Raw genomic sequence first — 17,893 nt, forward strand, 5'->3', positions numbered from 1 at the left:
CGACGGCGAGCCTCCGCGGCTTGCGATGTATCGCGGCGATATATCCCGTAGTAGAGTGGGATGGTGCCCAGATCCCCGCGTCCCCCGAGCCGCCGCGCCGCGCTGCTCGAGTTCGCCATCCTCGGGCTGCTCCATGACGGGGCGCTGCACGGCTACGAGCTGCGCAAGCGGCTGACGACCGCTCTCGGCATCTTCCGGGCCCTTTCCTACGGCTCCCTCTACCCGGCGCTCCGCGGCCTCGTCGAGTCGGGGCACATCACCGAGACGCAGGAGCCGTCCCCGGCCGGCAAGCGTCCCCGGATCACGTACGAGCTCACGGCCGAGGGCAAGGAGCACTTCCAGGACCTTGTCGCAGCGAGCGGGCCCGACGCGTGGGACGACGACGACTTCGACGTCCGCTTCGCGTTCTTCTCCCGCACCGAGCGCGAGGTCCGGCTCCGTATCCTCGAGGGCCGTCGCTCCCGCCTCGAGGAGCGCTTGGCCCGGATCCGCGAGACGAGCGTGCGCAACCGCGAGCGCATGGACAGCTACACCCTCGCCCTGCAGCAGCACGGTGAGGAGCGCGCCGAGCGAGAGGTGCGCTGGCTCGAGGAGCTCATCAGCGCGGAGCGGCGCGCAGCACTGGATCCCGGCCCAGCGGCATACGACCTCGACCTCTCGCCTCCGGGCCTGCGGGCCCGACCACCCTCCCGACCAGACAACAAGCACCACGACCAGTCACACAACAAGGAGTGATCCATGGGATCCGTACGCGTCGCCATTGTCGGCGTCGGCAACTGCGCGAGCTCCCTCGTGCAGGGTGTCGAGTACTACAAGGACGCTGACCCGGCCGGCACCGTGCCGGGCCTCATGCACGTCCAGCTCGGTCCGTACCACGTTCGCGACGTCGAGTTCGTCGCCGCGTTCGACGTCGACGACAAGAAGGTCGGCAAGGACCTCGCGGAGGCGATCGACGCCTCCGAGAACAACACCATCAAGATCTGCGACGTCCCGACGACGGGCGTCACGGTCCAGCGCGGCCACACGCTCGATGGGCTCGGGAAGTACTACCGCATGACCATCGACGAGTCGGGCGCCGACCCGGTCGACGTCGTCCAGGCACTCAAGGAAGCCCGGGTCGACGTGCTCGTCTCCTACCTGCCGGTGGGCTCCGAGGAGGCCGACAAGTTCTACGCGCAGTGCGCCATCGACGCAGGTGTCGCCTTCGTCAACGCGCTGCCGGTCTTCATCGCGAGCGACCCGGAGTGGGCGGCCAAGTTCGAGGCAGCCGGCGTGCCGATCATCGGCGACGACATCAAGAGCCAGGTCGGCGCGACGATCACGCACCGCGTCATGGCCAAGCTCTTCGAGGACCGCGGCGTCACGCTGGACCGCACGTACCAGCTCAACGTCGGCGGCAACATGGACTTCAAGAACATGCTCGAGCGCGAGCGCCTCGAGTCCAAGAAGGTCTCCAAGACCCAGTCCGTCACGTCGAACCTCACGGGCTCCCTCGCCGGCAAGGTCGACGACAAGAACGTCCACATCGGCCCGTCGGACTACGTCCAGTGGCTCGACGACCGCAAGTGGGCCTACGTCCGCCTCGAGGGTCGCGCGTTCGGTGACGTGCCGCTGAACCTCGAGTACAAGCTCGAGGTCTGGGACTCCCCCAACTCGGCCGGCATCATCATCGACGCGATCCGCGCGGCGAAGATCGCCAAGGACCGTGGCATCGGCGGCGCGCTGATCTCGGCGTCGTCCTACCTCATGAAGTCCCCGCCTGTGCAGCGCGAGGACACCGAGGGCCGCACCAAGCTCGAGGCCTTCATCCGCGGCGAGGAGCCCCGCTGACCTCGATGGTCGGCTGAGTCTCCTTCTGCCGTATGCCGCTGGGCCCGCTTCCACACGGAAGCGGGCCCTTCGTGCGTCGATGTGATCGATCGACGTCAGGGTCGATCGGTCACATCGATTCGCAGGGTCCGGCAGTCAGTCGCCGTCGCCGGGTCGGAGCACCCAGCGTCCGCCGTTCGCCGCCGCGCGAGCGGCCGCGACCGCGGAGAGGTGGGCCCACGCCTGACGGGCGTTCTCGCCGTAGGTGGACATCCGCGCGGCGATGAGCCCGGAGACGAGGGGCGTCGCGAAGGACGTGCCGCTCCAGCTCGCCAGACCCGACGTGAAGTTGCCATCCGGCTGCCCCACCATCGGCGGCTCCATGTACGTGTACTTGCCCTTGGGGTAGGCGTTGACGATGTCCGAGCCGCGTGCCCACACGTCGACCCAGGCGCCGTAGTTGCTGTAGCCGGCCTGGCTCCCATCAGCGTCGAGTGCACCGACTGCGACGGGCCAGCCCTGGCTCGCCGGCTCGAAGGGGCCGGGCCCGGCGTCGTTGCCGGCGGCGCAGACGAGGAGAGTGTTACTGCCCTTGAGGTAGTTGTCGTAGAAGGCCTGGAGGCTGAGCAGTGAGTTGCCGGCCGCCGGAGCAACCCCCGCCGACATGCTGATGATGTCCACGTTGGAGAGGAAGACATCGACGAGACGGGGCGCGAGCTCGCTCTCGAGTGCTGCTCCTCCGTGCGGGAAGAGGGACCAGACGTCGACGTGGGCGCTGGGCGCCATCGTCCGCAGGACTCCGGCGACGAACGTGCCGTGACCGCGGTAGTGCCCCACCTTGGCCGGCGGGGCCTCCGCCTCGCCGGTGACACCATCGAGCCAGGAGTGCTGCTTGACGACCTGGGGGACGATTCCGGTGTCGACGACGGCCACCCGCACGTTCCTGCCCGCGTCGGCGTTGGAGTTGACGGCGGGTTCGGGCCCCTCCTTGGCTGGATCCGGCTCGGTCGCCGGACAGTAGCTGACGGCCGGGCTGACGTGGACCACGGTGTCGTAGCGGACGACGCCCTTGCCGATGGCCCGGTCGACTCGGTCGACCACCTCTGCCGCATCGCCGACCTTGAGGACCGTGAGCCCGTTGATCGGGTCGGGAAGACCCTCCTGGTGCTTGTCAACCGTCTCCGGGAGGTCCAGCAGTCGCCGCACCCGCGAAGCGTCCGAGTCGCTCGTGAGGACTGTATCGGCGCGATACATGAACTCGACCTCGTCGAGGTGGTCGTCGTCGACGTCGGGGTGGAGTCGCACTGCAGTGCCCTGGTCCCGCAACGCTTGCCGGACGAGTCGGACCTGGTCCGCATAGCGGACCCGCCTCAGCTGCTCCTGGCCGGGATTCCACCATTTGTCCCGGGGGCCGTACGGGCTCATCGGAGTGCTGCCATGATCGGTGTCGTCATCGTGTTCTCCTGGAGGGTCACAGCGTGGGTCGTGGAGCAGACGTGCCACAGGCGCGGCCTGATACGTCCACGTCTGCGCGCTTTGTCGAGGTGGACACGCTTCTGCCGTTGGCAATATCGCAGCCCACGGTGGCTCTGGCAACGGCAACGGGCATCATCGCGACGGACACCGACGCGCGTCGCCTGTCCATCGCCCACCAGGCCGCGGCCATCGTCCAGAGAGATCGCGGTCGCATGGACGCCGCCCTCTCCCACGGCCTCCAGGCCCTGCGGTTCGCGCGCAGGATCGACCCAGAGCGGCAGGGCGACGTGCTCGCGACGCTGGCCGTCGTGCTGTTCTTCGCCGGTCGCACCGCGCAGGCGCTGGCCCGCTTCGAGGAAGCGGTCCGACTCACGCCGGCGGCACAGCTGCCGCGACTGTTCCATCGACGCGGGCTGGTGCTGTGGAACCTGTCGCGCTACACCGATGCGCTCGACGACCTGAGCCGAGCGGTGGATGGGTCCCATCGGCTCGGCGACATCCTCTGGGAGGGCCGCGCTCTCAACGGGAGGTGCACGGTCCACCTGTCGCTGGGCGACGTCGATGCGGCCCAAGCGGATGCGGCCAGGGCCGGGGAGCTCCTCACGAGCGTGGGCCAGGACTACGAGGCTGCCCAAGCGCTGCACAACCAGGCAGTGTCGGCCCACCAGCGGGGCGACCTCCCACAGTCGCTCGCCCTGTGGGACCGGGTCACCGAGCGGTACGAGGCACTCGGCAACGTGTCGCCCGAGCTGTACATCGACCACGGTCACGCCCTGCTCACCGCGGGACTCATCGACGAGGCCCAGCGGCTGTGCGAGGCGGGGCTCGAGAAGGAGCGCTCGCCCGTGCGCCGGGCAGAGCTGCTCCTCTTCCTGGCCCAGGTGGCACTGACCCGGGGCGACTCGGAGAGTGCCGAGTCACGCGCTGACGCGGCCGCCCGACTGTTTCGGTCCCAGCTGCGGCCCGGCTGGGTCGACCGGGCGCGACTGCTCCGGCTGCGTGCACAGCACCTTGCCGACCACCCCGAGCTCCAACCCTGGTCCCTCGAGGACCGGGACCGCCCCGAGCGGTCCCGCCGAGCGCAGGCCGCGAGAAACGCCAGGCTGCTCCGCGACGCGCACGAGCTCGTCGAGTCGATGCGGGCCTCGCATGCCCTCGAGCTGCCCGTCGCACTGGTGCTGCAGGGGCGGATCGCCAACGATTCCGGCGACGCGGAGCTGGCCAGGTCCAGCCTTGCCGCAGCAGCCCTGACGCGACGCTCGGGTCCACCCCTGTCGCGCGCGGCCGGGTGGCTGGCAGCTGCCCTGCTGGCGAGCCAGGACGGAGACGGGCGGGCCCTCTACTCGGCATGCCGCCGCGGTCTGGACGCGGTGGACGAGCACCGGGCCGTCCTCGGTGACTTCGAGCTGCGCGCCCTTGCGAGCGGGCACGGCATCGAGCTCGCGCGCCTCGCGGTGTCGGCCGCGGTCCGAGCCGGGCGGCCACGCGAGCTGTGGTGGTGGGCCGAGCGCTGGCGAGCCTCGGCGCTCAACGCCGCCTTCACCCGCCCTGACGACCCGGTCCTGCGCACCGAGGTCGCCGCGCTCCGAGACGTCACCCGGCGACTGGACAGCCTCGCGGACGACGACCCGACCGGCTCAAACCTGCTCGCCGAACGCGCGCGTCTGGAGGCGTCGATCCGGCGAGCACACCGCCGCCTGCGCGCCGAGGGGAGCGAGGGTTTCGGCCTCCCGCCCGGTCTCGACCTGCCGACCGTCATGGACGAGCTCGGTGATGCGGTCCTGCTCACCTTCGTCAACGACCGGGATGACCTCCATCTCGTCACGGTTCGCGATGGCCGGGTGCGCCACCACCGGATCGGCAGCAGCAGCGCGGCCGAGCGCGAGGCCGACTTCGCACGCTTCGCCCTGAGACGGGCGGCCTCCGGACGGCTCGTCGACCTCACCGCGACAGCCGCCCGCCTCGAGTCGGCGCTCCTCGGGCCGCACTCGTCGGCGTTGCGGGGACTCGTCGAGGGCGGCGACCGCCCGGCCGTCGTCGTGCCGCCGGCCGGCCTGCTCACCGCGCCCTGGGGCCTGCTCCCCCTCTTCGCCGGCGTGAACCTCACGGTGAGCCCTTCCGTGACCCAGTGGCTCAAGGCGCGGCGGGCGCTCCGAACGCGGGCGAACGGGCACGTCGCCCTCGTCACCGGGCCGGGCCTCAGCACCCGTGAGGCCGAGGTGACCCGCCTCAGCCCGGTGCATCGCGGCGCCCTCGTCCTGCCCGCCGAGAAGGCCACCGTGGCGGCTGCCCTCGAGGCCCTCGACGGGGCCGGGCTCGCCCACGTCGCCGCTCACGGCACCTTCCGCGCCGATGCGCCGCTCTTCTCCTCGCTCCAGCTCGCCGACGGTCCCCTGACCGTCCATGATCTCGAGGGGCTCCGACACACGCCGCGCTCGATCATCCTGTCGGCCTGCGACTCGGGAGGTGCCGCACCCATCGGGCCGCACGAGGCGCTCGGGCTCGTCTCGGCCCTGCTCGGGATGGGGGCGTCAGACGTGCTGGCGAGCGTCGTGCCCGTCAACGACCATGCCACGCTCAGCGTCATGGCGGACGTCCACGCGGTCGCAGGACGAGGCGGCACCCTCTCCGAGGGATGGCTCGCCGCTCGCACCGCTGCGCAGGGCGACCTCCTGCGGGCGGCCACGGCTGCGTCGTTCACGTCGTGGGGGGCGTGACCCACCCGAGCCGATCCTCCGGCCGCCGTCCCGGCCGGTGCCTCGGATGACGTGCTGCCAGCCGCCTCAGCGGACGGGTCAGCCGACGTCGAACCAGGTCGTCGCCATGATCCGCTCGCCGGACCTCTCCAATGCGATCCGGGCCAGGCCGAGCGGAACCCGCTCGAAGGTGAACCGGTCGTCCTCGAGGTCGACGGTCCGGGTCACCGATGCCGTCTCGAGGACGACCTGGGCGCCCGCCGTCGCCTCGCCCGACTCGTCGACGACCACGCCGAGGATCCGCCCGAAGTCCCCCCGCCCGGTGACGTCGAGCTCGATCGAGACCGGCCCGTGCTCGAAGACGAGCAGGTGGGAGGTGCCACGCGCGCCGTCGGTGGACCGCAACGCGACGAGTGTCTCGGCGTCGGTGACCATCTTCATCAGCGTCGAGTCGGCGTGGTGGAGCGCGAAGGCGGCCCTGCCGAGCTCGACGACGTCGGGTGGGACGGGATCGACGATCTCGACGATCTTTCCGAGGCGCTCGAGCAGCTCGATGTCGTCGGGGTGCAGGTCATGGGTGGACATCACGGTCGACCCCCTCCGCTCTCAAAGGCGTAGCCGGTGTCGGAGACGAGGGACCTCAAGGTGGACAGGCACCGCATCCGCGTGGGACCGATGGAGCCGACCGGCATGCCGAGGGAGGTGGACACCTCCGCGTAGTTCGGCCGGTCACACGCCATGAGGACGCGAAGCAGGCGCTGGCACCGCTCCGAGAGCTCGCGGAAGCACGTCCACAGCTGGACGTCCCGCTCCTCCTCGAGGAGTGCGGTGTCGAGCGACGACGCCTCCTCGTCGACGAGCATGGGTCCCAGGTCGTCATCGCGCACCAGGACGTCCCGGCCGCGTCGCCGCAGCATCGAGAGGCACTCGTGTCGGGCCGTCGTCGCGAGCCACCCGGGCAGGGCCTCGGGCTGCTCGATCCGGTCGAGATGGTCGAGCAGGCGGAGCCAGGTGTTCTGCACCACGTCCGCGGCGTCCTCAGCGGAGAGCCGGTGTGCCCGTCCAACGGACCAGAGGAGGCTCGAGAAGCGCTCCACGATCGCGTTCCATGCCGCAGCGTCTCCTTTGGCCGCGGAGTTCACGAGTTCGGTGAGTCCCCTGGGTTCATGCATGACACGCCTCCCTCTCAGCGTGTTCATCGTAGGTCTCACGAACGTCAGATACTTCCGTAACCGGACAGATACATCCCGTCGGCTCGGCTTCGTCACAGTGCCATAACGTCAGCTCCCCGCCACCCACCCGTGCGAGGGTGCGCTGGAAACGAGCCCAGCGGCATACGGACCATGCCGTATGCCGCTGGGCTGGGACTGCCACGTCCGCGCGCTGCCGCGGGAGCCGCGTCAGCTGCCGGAGGTCGACTTCTGGGTCTCGGCGTTCGTCTTGGCCTTGCGACCCATCTCGTTCAGCTTGTCGCCGGCGGCCGCGACGACCTGGCGCTGGCCGTTCCAGTCGGACTGGAACTGCTCGGCGTCCTGGCCGCCCCAGTTGCTCTTGATCTGCTGCACGGCGTTGTTGACGGCCTCGACGATGCCGTCGAGCTCGCCCTTGTAGCCGATGAGCTTGTCGCCGGACGCGGACACCGCTTCGGCGTCCATACCCTTCTTGTAAACAGCCATGGTTCGGATCCCCTTCGGAAAGTGGCTAGGTGGTGGGAGTGGTGGCGGTGCGTCGGATCGGTGCCGCGGTCAGTACTGCGCGGACGTGTCGCGCTGCTGCTGGACCTCGCGGTCGATCGTCGCCTTCATCTCGGTGAGGAGCTTGTGCGCCTTCTGGAGCTCGGGACGGTGCGTGCCGGTCCACTCCTGCTCGAACTGCCGCGAGTCGTCGCCCTGCCAGTTCTGCTTGAGCGACTCGACCTCCTGGTCGACCTTCGTGATGAGCTGCTGGATCGCCTCCGCCTGCTGCTGCAGGACGTTGCCCTGGGCGGTGACCTCGTCGTCGTTCATGCCGAGCCAAGCCATGACCTTCTCCTTGCGTCGTTCCCCCGACGGGGACTGGTTCCGGACCGGGCGCTGGGCGCCAGCCCCTGTTCACACCTTCTCGACCGCTTCGACCCGGTTTGGGCCCTTGCGTCGACGAGGTCGAATCTATGAGGCCGCCCGAGGGGTGTCGATGGGGAGCACTCCCCATGCGACGCCCCTCTTCCGCAACACGCCCGGGGGTTCGCAACGCACTTCGGATATTTCAGGTGGACCTTCGCACTACCGGGCGTGTTGCCGAGGGGGGCGCCCTCACGGGTGGGCCACCTGGAGCAGCTCGAACTTGCCCCGCTCGATGACGAAGCCCCGCCCCGGCGGCAGCTCTGCCCGGTTGAGCGCCGGCAGGTTCGCCTTGAAGACGGCGAGCCCCTCGTTGCCGTCCGGATGGAGGGCCAGGCCGGAGCGGGAGGTCTTCAGCAGGGCGGGCAGGCCGAAGTTCGAGGTGAAGAAGGACGACTCGCCCTCGGCCACGACGAGCTGGTCGTTGTCGAGGCAGGCCTTGACGAGGCTGGTCATGGCGTTCTCGGCGCCGGAGGGGGCGAGGTCGTCGATCCGCTCGATGAAGACCGCGACGGGTCGGGTGATCCGGCCCGCCTCGATGTCGGCCGTGAGCCGGTTCGCGAGCTGCACCGTCGCGTCGCCGCCGATCGCCGTCTCGGTCCAGATCCCGAGGTCGAGCAGCTCCGAGGTGCGACGAGGCGTCATGAGGTGGAGCGCACTGTGGGAGCTGAAGCGGAAGAGACCCGCCGCCGTCGTGGCCACGGCCGTCGTCCGGCCCGACCCGGAGGGGCCGGTGATGATGAACGTCCCCTTCGGATCGAAGCCGTGCGGCTGCAAGCTGGACGAGGCGACGCCCACCACGGGTCGTCCGCCGGACTCCGTGGGGAGCTCGCCGAGGGAGATGACGTCGGCCAGGCTCTCGATCGGTGGAGCCTGGCTCACGCCGGCCTTGCGGGTCGCCTCCCCGAACGCCGCGACCGCCGCGGCCTGCACGGTGACGTCGGTCGAGCCGCCGAGGACGGCCACCTGCACCTCGGAGCCGTTCATCAGGCCCCGACCGGGCGGCGAGGCCATGGTGAGCACGTCACCCGGCACACCGAAGACCGAGTAGTCCTCGGCGTTGGCCATGCGGAGGATGATCCGGCCCTGGACCGCGGCGGCGAGGTTGGTCGGCAGGCCGGTCCGCTGGTCCGACGCGATGATGAAGTGGACGCCGACCGGGCGGCCGTCGGCGGCGAGACCGGCGAGCAGGTCGAGCCAGTGGAAGCGTCCCCCGACCTCGTAGGCCTGCCGGAAGGCCGTCATGCCGTCGATGAGCACGATGACCCGCGGCTCGTCGGGCCGCCCCGCGAGGCGCCGGTAGTCGGTGATCGTCGCGGCGCTCACGGCGGAGTACCGGGCGGCCCGCTCGTCGATGGTGGCCCGGAGGTGCCGCAGCAGCCGGGTCACGCGCTCGTGGTCCCCGCCGGGGATGATCGAGCCGACGTGGGGCAGCGCCTCGAGCATGGCCAGGCCGCGGTTGCCGAAGTCGAGGCCGTAGACGTGACAGGGCCCACCGCGGACCGTGTAGCCGGCGGCGACCGCGATGGTGCGCAGGAAGACGGACTTGCCCGACCCCGACGTGCCGTAGACCGCGATGTTGCCCTCCTTGTCGGGCCGGAAGGCGACCTCGGGCTGGGCCTGGTTGTCCGGGTCGTCGGCCACCCCGAAGACGAGCTCGTCGTCGCGACGCTGCGTGGGCAGGGCCGCGAGGTCGTAGACCGGCTTCATGTCGGGCAGCCAGGGCTTGCGCGGCACCGGCAGCTCGGCTCGCTTCGCGGCTCTCCCCAAGGTCGTCACGAGGCGCTGGATGTCGGTCGGCCCGAGGTCCGCGCTCTCGTCGGCCGCCGCGCTCTCCACGTCGTCGTCGACCCGCGGCTCCCACTCGATCCCCGCGCCGAAGGTCAGGGTCTCGACCTTCATGTCGGGCGGTGGCGGGACGTCGGAGGTCCAGCCCCCGGCATAGCCCGTCTGGAAGGGGACCAGCCGACCGGGACCGGTCTTGGACACGGCCCGTCCGGGAAGCGCCGGGTCGAAGTAGGCCGCCTCCTTGCTGCCGAGCACGTCCTCGGAGTCGTTCTCGTCGGCCATGCGCAGGGCCATCCGCAGGTTGGTGTTGGCGCGCAGGTTGTCCTTGATGACGCCGGCCGGGCGCTGGGTCGCGAGGATGAGGTGCAGCCCGAGCGAGCGCCCTCGCTGGGCGACGTTGACGACCCCGTCGACGAACTCCGGCACCTCCTGGACGAGGGCCGCGAACTCGTCGACGACGATGATGAGCGACGGCGGCGCCTCGACCTCGCCCCGGCGTTCCAGCTCGACGAGGTCCTTCGCCTTGAACCGGGCCAGGAGGTGCTCCCGGTAGTGCAGCTCGGCCGCCAATGATGCGAGCGCGCGCCGGACGAGGTGCGGCGACAGGTCGGTGACCAGGCCGACGGTGTGCGGCAGCTTGACGCAGTCGCGGAAGGCCGAGCCGCCCTTGTAGTCGACGAGCAGGAAGGTGACCCGCTGGGGCGAGTGGGCCGCGGCCATGCCGAGGATCCAGGCCTGGAGCAGCTCCGACTTGCCGGCACCGGTCGTCCCGCCGACGAGGGCGTGCGGGCCGTCGCTGCGGATGTCGAGCGAGAAGGTGCCCTGGCTGGACTGGCCGACCACGGCGCGCAGGTTGCCCGGCTTGCGCGGCAGCGCGGCGGGGGCGTAGGGCCCGGTGAGGATCGACCGGGACTCCGCCCAGCGCTCGATGACCGCCTCCTCCGACCGCGCGAGCTCGGTGCCCGTGAGGGTGAGCAGCGAGACGGCCCGCGGCAGGTCGCTCGAGTCCTCCACCGGCACGCCGGCGTCGACGACCGGGGCGAGCTGCCGGGCGCAGGCCATGGCCTCGGCGTAGGTGATCCGGTCGACGGAGAGGGGCTGCACCTCCTCCCCCGCGCGGACGTAGCCGGCGAGTGAGTCGGAGCCGGCGTCGTCGCCGCCGACGACGAGGAAGGTGTGGCACGCGGCGGGCAGCAGGGTCTGGGCCTCCGCGACCCAGATGACGACGATGCCCTTCTGGTGGCCGCGCTCCGCGAGGGCGACGAGGCGGCTCCGGTCGATCGGGGCGTCGCCCTCGACGAGGACGACGACGGTGGGGCGCTGCTCCGGAGGGGCCGCTGACTTGGCCTCGCCCTGTGCTGCGCCACGGCCGGTCGGCTTGCCGGCAATGAGGTCCTCGAGGGCATCCGCGAGCGCTGAACACGCGGGTGCGGTCTGGGCGAGGTGCTCGGCATCGACCGGGCTGTGCGGCGAGCTCGTGTGGGGCAGCCACTTGAGGAAGTCCCAGTCCCGGGCGCTGCTCGACGAGGCGAACGCGCACACGGCGACCTCGGCCGGGGAGTGGAGGGCGACGGCCTGGACGACGAGAGATCGAGTGGCCTCGAGGGCGTGGCCGCGGGGACCGCAGACGCCGACGGCCCCGGTCGAGAGCGGTGTGGCGACGACGGGGACGTCGGGGACGATCTCGAGCCCCTTGAGCTGCTGCGACACCTCGAGCCACGCCTCGGCCTTGGACCGGCCGACGGCGGGCATGGTGATCTCGGACCGCGACGGCAGGGTGCCGAGGCCGAGGCGCAGCTCGACGAAGCCCTTGCCGTCACGGCGCCGCGTCCAGAGCAGGGCGCTCCGGTCCCGGACCGCGGCGAGGCAGTCCTCGCCGCTCGGGTGCTCGCGGCGCCGGACGTCCGCCTCGACGTCGAGGGACTGCCTGACCTGCTCGGAGAGGATCCCCAGGTCCTCCCGGAAGGCCTCCATCGCCGCAGCGAAGGCCTTGGCCTGCTGGCGCTTGAACTCCCAGTAGGTGCCGATCATCATCAGCGGCATCATCAGCATGAAGACGGCCGAGATGGGGCTGCGGGTGACGGCGAACATCACGGCGCCCATGAGGATCGGCACGATCATCGTGACGACGGGCAGCGGGTTGCCCCTGCCGCGCTCGGGCAGGTCGGGGACCTGGAACTCCTGTCCGGTGAAGAGCGGCGCGACTCGTGGGGACCGGGAGAACTGGACGGTCCCGGCGTCTCCCGAGAGGACGCCGCTGCCGGGCCGGGTCAGCGCGCCCTCGCCGAGCACGTGGACCTCGAGCTCGGTGTCGCCGAGGCGGATGAGGTCACCGCTCTTGAGGTGGGCCCGGGCGACCTGCTGGCCTCCCGCGGTGATGCCGTTGGCGGATCCGAGGTCGACGACCTCGACGACCTCGGTGACGACGAGCTTGGCGTGCCGGCGCGACACGGACTCGTCGGCGAGCTGCACCTCGCAGCCGCGCCCACGCCCGACATAGGCGGTGCCGCGCGCAAGAGGGAACTCCCGCCCCGCATCGGGTCCGCTGCGGATCACGGCGACGGCGGCGGGCCGGCCCCGGTCGACGAAGGCCTCGCCCGCGCGAGTCACCGCGACGCGCATGCCGGACTGGAGGCCGCTCTCGGCGACGGTGGCGCGGGGGTCGAGCGCGCGCAGCTCGTGGTCGACGAGGGCGAGCGTCATCGGCGAGTCGACCCCGAGCACCGACGAACGGTGCGGGTCGGCTCTGGCGAGGTAGGCGGCGAGGTCGCCGACGGTGGTCGCCGAGTCCGTCGTCGCGACGAGGTCGGTCTCGCGGTCACCGGACCGCAGGACGAACTTCAGCTTCACGCTCCACCCTTGCCTTCTCGTCGACTTCCCTGGCGCAAGCGATGTGGCCGTATGCCGCTGGGCTGGCTCCGCTGTCCCCGCGAGGTGACGCGACGGCTGGGTCCCAGGTCGTGCCCGGTCGGCAGATGGGTGCGGAAAGTGAGGAGGGACAGGTCGGCACGGACCCGCGCCCAGAAGCCGTGCCCCGACCGGAGGGCCCGTCGCGCGGTGGCCACATCGGCCCAGAAGGCCTCGACCTCCTCGGGCGTCGGCTCCGTGATGTCGAAGACATGGTCGTTGGCCGAGGCAGCCAGCGGGACGAGAGCGAGGGCGGTGCGTGGCGGGTCCGTCCCCCTCGACGGTGCAGGAGGGTCCTCACCCGCCGAGGGCGCGGACGATGCCATCGGGACCCCCATGAGTGCGCCGTCGACGACAGGGCTCGGCTTCTCGGGGGGCGGCCCGACCAGGTGCTCCTCGATGGCCCTGGCCTGCTCCAAACGGGTCCCCTTGACCGGCAGCGACATCCGGAGGTCGCGCGCGGTGTCGACGAGCTCCCGCCACCCGCTCGTGACCCGCGTCGACGGGCCCCCGACGGTCCGTCGGCGACGGCGCCGGACCGCCTTGGCGAGCCGGATGCCGCCGTAGACGAGCAGCACGACGAGGAGCGGGAGGACGAGGAAGAAGACGACGTAACGGAGCCAGTCGGGCCAGTTGTCCGGGTCGAGCGGGCTCTCCTCGTCCTTGGGCGGGTTCCGCAGCTGCGTGGCGTTCTGCGCCTGGTCCGGACCCTGGAGCACGCTCGGCGGGTTGTTGGCCGCCGGAGGAGGCACCTGGGCCCCGGTCTTCTGCTGCTCCGACTTCTGGACCAGCGGCTCCGGCTTCTTGTTGCGGTCCGGGAGGAACTGCGAGGGCAGGATCGGCTGCCACGCGCCGTCGGCCCGCCGCACCTCGACCCAGGCGTGGACGTCCTTGCCTCGGACCGTGCCGGTCGCATCGGGGATCGCCCCGAGGACCACGCGCGCGGGCACGCCGAGCCGGTTGGCCGCGAGGGCCAGGGCGGCGGCGTACTGCTCGTCGTTGCCCGCGAGCTGGGTGGCCTTCATGAACTGCGTCATCCGCCGCAGGCTGTGGCCGGGCAGGAAGATGTTCTGCACCGTGTCCCCGGGGGCGCCGCCGTCCGTGTAGGCGCCGCTCTGCAGCGCCTTTGCCATCGCGGTGACCTTCTGCCACGGGCTGTCGGCCCGTCCGCTCCACGCGTCGACCTTGTCGTCGAGGAAGGTCAGCGCCTGGGTGTCCACGACGGATCCGCTGTCGAGGTCGACGTGCTCGGGAAGCTGCTCCGGCACGGGCGTGACCCTCGCCGTGATCGTGTAGCGGTCTCCCGCGGCGAGCCGGGTGGGCAGGACCCCGGTGCCCGTGTCGGTGTTGAAGCGCAGCTCGTCGGACAGGGTGTCGGCCCGGTCGCCGTCGAAGGACAGGCCGGTGACCGTCCCGACGGTCGGCAGCCAGACGTCGGAGTAGCCGTCCGCAGGGACCGTCACCGTGGCCGTGACCTGCTGGCCCGGGCCGTCTGACGCGATGTGGCTGCCGACCCTGCGGAAGCTCGCGCCACCCGGGTCCGGTCCGTCGCCGAGGTTGGCGAGGTTGCCCGCGCCCCAGACGTAGGAGTCGTAGGAGTCGAGCGCCGCGATGCGCAGCGGGACCCCCGGGGGCAGCCCCTCCACCGTGAGAAGGGTCTTGTCGTAGAGCTTGGCCGAGTTGGGCTCGGTGTACTGCCGGAAGCCGGCGAGCGGGCTGGGGTACTGCGTCACGTCGTAGGGCGGGACCAGCGACGTGCGGAGCACGGTGCGCCGGGTGACGTCGGCTCCGGGCAGATGCGGTCCGACGAGGAAGCCTCCGCCGGTGGCGACACCGAGCAGGACCACCGTGGTGACGGCGCGGGTGGTTCGGCCCGCGCCGTTCTGGAGTGCCGGCCGGTTGCGGTTGCTCCGCAGCGCAGCCCAACCGATCGCGACGAGACCGAAGACGGCTCCCTGCACCGCGACGGCGGCAGGTGTGAGGGTGCCGAGGACGATCGAGGCGACGAGGAGGCCGACCGGCCCGATGAGGGCGACGACCGCGCCCGTCCAGCGGCGGGCCACTCCGTAGGTCACGGCGCCGCCGGCGAGGCCGAAGAGGAACGGCAGGGCCAGGTAGGGGCCTTCGGAGTCGACGGGCGGCAGGGCGGTGAGCAGCTCCTTCCAGCCGGGCACCGCAGCATGGGCGAGAGTCGCGAGCGCCGTGCCCGACGGGAGCACCCCGGCGATGAGGTCCTCGCGCACGGCGATCGGACCGCCGAGGGCGAAGTAGGCCGCAACGAGGGCCAGGGCCGTGCCGATGCCGTACCACCGGTACGTCGCACCGACGTGGGCGACGAGCAGCCCGGTGAGCAGCCCCGCGAGGCCGACCCACAGCCAGCCGAGCCCGTGGAAGGTCGTCCGGAAACCGATGAGGGCGATGCCCACGAGCGCGGCGGAGAATGCCGCGTCGACGAGGTGGGCCCGAGCGGGCACGAGTTGCCTGATCACCCCCGCCACTCGTTCGCCGGCTCGCGGCGCCTGGTGCAGGGCCGAGGGGGGTGGACCAGCGAGTCCGCTGGCGATCCCGGCGTTGCTCATCGGGCCACCCCTGAGACGAGAAGCATGCGAAGGTCCTCGAGCTGCGACAAGGTGAGGATGACGAGCCCGCCGCCGTGCCGGATCCCGTGGGCTGCGTGCGGGTCGACGACGACGATGACGCGGTTGACCTCCGGCGGGAACTGCCCCGCGGCACGCTGGAGGTCGATGAACGGCCGGTGCGGCCCGGTGACGATGAAGGCGGTGCTCGTGTCGGGGGCGAGGTCGGTGGCGTCGAGCGCCAGCGCGAGCAGGTCGATCGGCCCGGGCTGCACCCGGGCCATCGCGTCGAGACCGAGCTGGGGCCCTGTCTTGCTCATCCGCTGGTCGCCGCACACGACAGTCCAGTCCTGCTCGTCGAGCGCCGCACGCAGCATGATGGAGCTGCCCACCGAGATCGCGGTCTCGACGTCCGCCTCGGTCGCGGACGGGGCATTGGCGGCGTGGACGTCGCCCGCCTCGCCGTGCCCGGCAGCGGCTCGGTCAGCCTGACCGGTGCGACCGTGACCGGACCGGTACTGCTCCGGGTCGGTGTCGACGATGACCGTGACGTGGGAGCGGCGCGTGTCGAGGAACTGCCGGACGAGGAGCTTGCCCGCCTTGGCCGAGCTGCGCCAGTGGATGTAGCGCCGGTCGTCACCCGGCTGGTACTCGCGCAGGGCATGGAAGGCGAGGTCGCTCATGGAGATGTCCTCGGTCGTCGACCCCTCGAGGTCCCGGAGGAGCCCCGCTCCCAGGGGCTCGAGCGCCACGGTGCGCGGGTGGACGAACAGCTCGGTCTGCTCCGTCCACCGCAACGTGCGGCGCATCAGGCCGAGCGGGTCGCCCTGGACCGTGGTGGCGGGCCCGACCTGGATGACCCCGCGCCGTGACGTCGGCACGACGAAGAGCTCCTCGTGCGCGTGACCGGGCGCGAGCGCCGGGAGGACGAACCGGGCCGCCGAGAGGCCGACGGGCAGCTCGACGAGCAGGGGCAGGAGGGGAGCCCGGGCCTCGTTGGTCACGGCGATCCGCCCGGTGGCCGGCTCCCCGACGACGACCCGCCGGGGCTCCACCTCGGCGTCGATCCGGACCTTCGTGCGGCCGACGGCGAGGACGAAGCAGACGGCGAAGAGCACGAGCGCGGCAGCGGCCACCATGAGCAGCTCGACCCATCCCCACTGGGCGCCGACGAGCCACGACACGACGCCGAGCGCGAGGATCGTCCACCCGAGCGGCGACACCCACCGCAGCACGTGGGCGACCGGTCGCCACACCGGTCTCGTCTGGTCGGCCACCTGCGCGACGGCGCGGGTGACCGGCTGGGTGACCGGGCGCGTGATGCCCCGCGTCAGGCCGACCAGGCCTGCCGGCTTCTCCCGGCCCGCCGGAGCGGGGCGGGCCGCTGCGCGCGGGCGGGAGCCCAGCGGCATACGGAATCGCCGTCCCGCAAGGGCCTGCTCGCGGAGCTCACGTCGAGACGTGAGCCCCGTGTCCTGCTCGGTCACGCCGACGCACGCTCCGCGGGCGGGGCGATGTCGCCGAGGATCTGGTCGATGACGTGCTCGACCGTCGCTCCCGCGAACTGCGCCTCCGCACTGAGGAGCAGGCGGTGGGAGAGGATCGGCTCCGCGAGCCTCTTGATGTCGTCGGGGATGACGTACGTGCGCCCCTGCGACGCCGCCCACGTCTTCGCGCAGCGGACGTAGGCGAGGCAGCCGCGCACCGACAGGCCGAGCTTGAGGCTCGGGTGGCGGCGCGACTCCTCGGCGATCCGGCTGACGTAGCCGAGGATCGCCGGGTCGACGTGGACCTCGTCGGCGAGCCGCGCCATGTCGACGATGACGTTGCTCGCGATGAGCGGCTGGAGCTGCTTGGCCCGGTCGCGCGTCTTGGCGTCGGCGAGCACCGCGATGGTGGCCTCGTGGTCCGGGTAGCCGACGCTCGACTTCATGAGGAAGCGGTCGAGCTGGGCCTCCGGGAGGCGGTACGTGCCGGCCTGCTCGATGGGGTTCTGCGTCGCGATGACCATGAACGGCTCGCCGACCGAGTGCGGCGTGCCGTCGATGGTGACCCGCCCCTCCTCCATGACCTCCAGGAGCGCCGACTGCGTCTTCGGCGAGGCGCGGTTGATCTCGTCGGCGAGGACGATCGTCGCGAAGATCGGGCCGGGGTGGAACTCGAACGCCTGCTTGCTCGGCTCGTAGATGGTGACACCGGTGACGTCGCTCGGGAGGAGGTCGGGCGTGAACTGGATGCGGCTGTGCGTGCCGTGCACCGTCGCAGAGAGGGCCCGCGCGAGCTGTGTCTTGCCGGTGCCCGGGAAGTCCTCGAGCAGCATGTGCCCCTCGGAGAGCAGGCAGGTCAGGGCGAGTCGCGTGACGTGCTGCTTGCCCAGCACGGCCTGCTCGATGTTGCCGACGAGCTGGTCGAAGGTGTGGGCGAACCAGGTCACCTGGTCCTGCGTGATGTGACTGGTGCCGCTCATGAGTTCCGTTCTCCTGTGGTGCCGTTGGTCGAGGTGGAGGGCGTATGCCGCTGGGCCGGCGGGACGGTCGCCTCA

12 protein-coding genes are annotated in these 17,893 nt (G+C 71.4%); 3 read left to right on the plus strand and 9 right to left on the minus strand.

Features of this window, described 5'->3' with window-relative positions:
- The first annotated feature begins 60 nt into the window (after positions 1-60).
- Both LOY02_RS00755 and LOY02_RS00760 read left to right on the plus strand, forming a co-directional pair.
- Complete coding sequence (locus tag LOY02_RS00755) at positions 61-735, plus strand: PadR family transcriptional regulator (protein ID WP_410505892.1); 675 nt, start codon at positions 61-63, stop codon at positions 733-735.
- A gap of 3 nt (positions 736-738) precedes the next feature.
- Complete coding sequence (locus LOY02_RS00760) at positions 739-1,830, plus strand: inositol-3-phosphate synthase (protein ID WP_317180403.1); 1,092 nt, start codon at positions 739-741, stop codon at positions 1,828-1,830.
- A gap of 135 nt (positions 1,831-1,965) precedes the next feature.
- Here the strand turns inward: LOY02_RS00760 and LOY02_RS00765 are convergent, their stop codons facing one another.
- Positions 1,966-3,234, minus strand: coding sequence for a S8/S53 family peptidase (locus LOY02_RS00765; RefSeq protein ID WP_317180404.1), 1,269 nt, complete (start codon positions 3,232-3,234; stop codon positions 1,966-1,968).
- A 137-nt stretch (positions 3,235-3,371) separates the two neighbouring features.
- Between LOY02_RS00765 and LOY02_RS00770 the strand changes: the two genes are divergently transcribed.
- Complete coding sequence (locus LOY02_RS00770) at positions 3,372-6,002, plus strand: CHAT domain-containing protein (protein ID WP_317180405.1); 2,631 nt, start codon at positions 3,372-3,374, stop codon at positions 6,000-6,002.
- 78 nt (positions 6,003-6,080) lie between these two features.
- Here the strand turns inward: LOY02_RS00770 and LOY02_RS00775 are convergent, their stop codons facing one another.
- The 8 genes from LOY02_RS00775 to LOY02_RS00810 form a co-directional block, all read right to left on the minus strand.
- Positions 6,081-6,566, minus strand: coding sequence for a carboxypeptidase regulatory-like domain-containing protein (locus tag LOY02_RS00775; RefSeq protein WP_317180406.1), 486 nt, complete (start codon positions 6,564-6,566; stop codon positions 6,081-6,083).
- On the minus strand, positions 6,566-7,153 hold the full coding sequence (locus LOY02_RS00780; protein WP_317180407.1) for a sigma-70 family RNA polymerase sigma factor: 588 nt from the start codon (positions 7,151-7,153) through the stop codon (positions 6,566-6,568). The genes LOY02_RS00775 and LOY02_RS00780 overlap by 1 nt, the downstream gene beginning before the upstream one ends.
- A gap of 228 nt (positions 7,154-7,381) precedes the next feature.
- Positions 7,382-7,657 carry a WXG100 family type VII secretion target gene (locus tag LOY02_RS00785; RefSeq protein WP_317180408.1) on the minus strand — a complete coding sequence of 92 codons (276 nt, stop codon included), beginning with the start codon at positions 7,655-7,657 and terminating at the stop codon, positions 7,382-7,384.
- A 69-nt stretch (positions 7,658-7,726) separates the two neighbouring features.
- Entirely contained in the window at positions 7,727-8,002 is a 276-nt protein-coding gene (locus tag LOY02_RS00790) for a WXG100 family type VII secretion target (protein ID WP_317180409.1), read from the minus strand.
- Positions 8,003-8,272: 270 nt separating this feature from the next.
- Complete coding sequence (locus tag LOY02_RS00795; protein WP_317180410.1) at positions 8,273-12,718, minus strand: FtsK/SpoIIIE domain-containing protein; 4,446 nt, start codon at positions 12,716-12,718, stop codon at positions 8,273-8,275.
- Positions 12,715-15,264 (minus strand): DUF3488 and transglutaminase-like domain-containing protein, encoded by a 2,550-nt coding sequence (locus tag LOY02_RS00800; RefSeq protein WP_317180411.1) that lies wholly within the window; start codon positions 15,262-15,264, stop codon positions 12,715-12,717. Before LOY02_RS00800 ends, LOY02_RS00795 begins: the two co-directional genes overlap by 4 nt.
- A gap of 86 nt (positions 15,265-15,350) precedes the next feature.
- Entirely contained in the window at positions 15,351-16,838 is a 1,488-nt protein-coding gene (locus LOY02_RS00805; protein WP_317180412.1) for a DUF58 domain-containing protein, read from the minus strand.
- A complete protein-coding gene (locus tag LOY02_RS00810) occupies positions 16,835-17,818 on the minus strand; it encodes a MoxR family ATPase (protein ID WP_317180413.1) in 984 nt (327 codons plus the stop codon). Before LOY02_RS00810 ends, LOY02_RS00805 begins: the two co-directional genes overlap by 4 nt.
- Positions 17,819-17,893: the final 75 nt, after the last annotated feature.

The organism is Intrasporangium sp., from assembly GCF_032907665.1.
Classification (GTDB): domain Bacteria; phylum Actinomycetota; class Actinomycetes; order Actinomycetales; family Dermatophilaceae; genus Intrasporangium.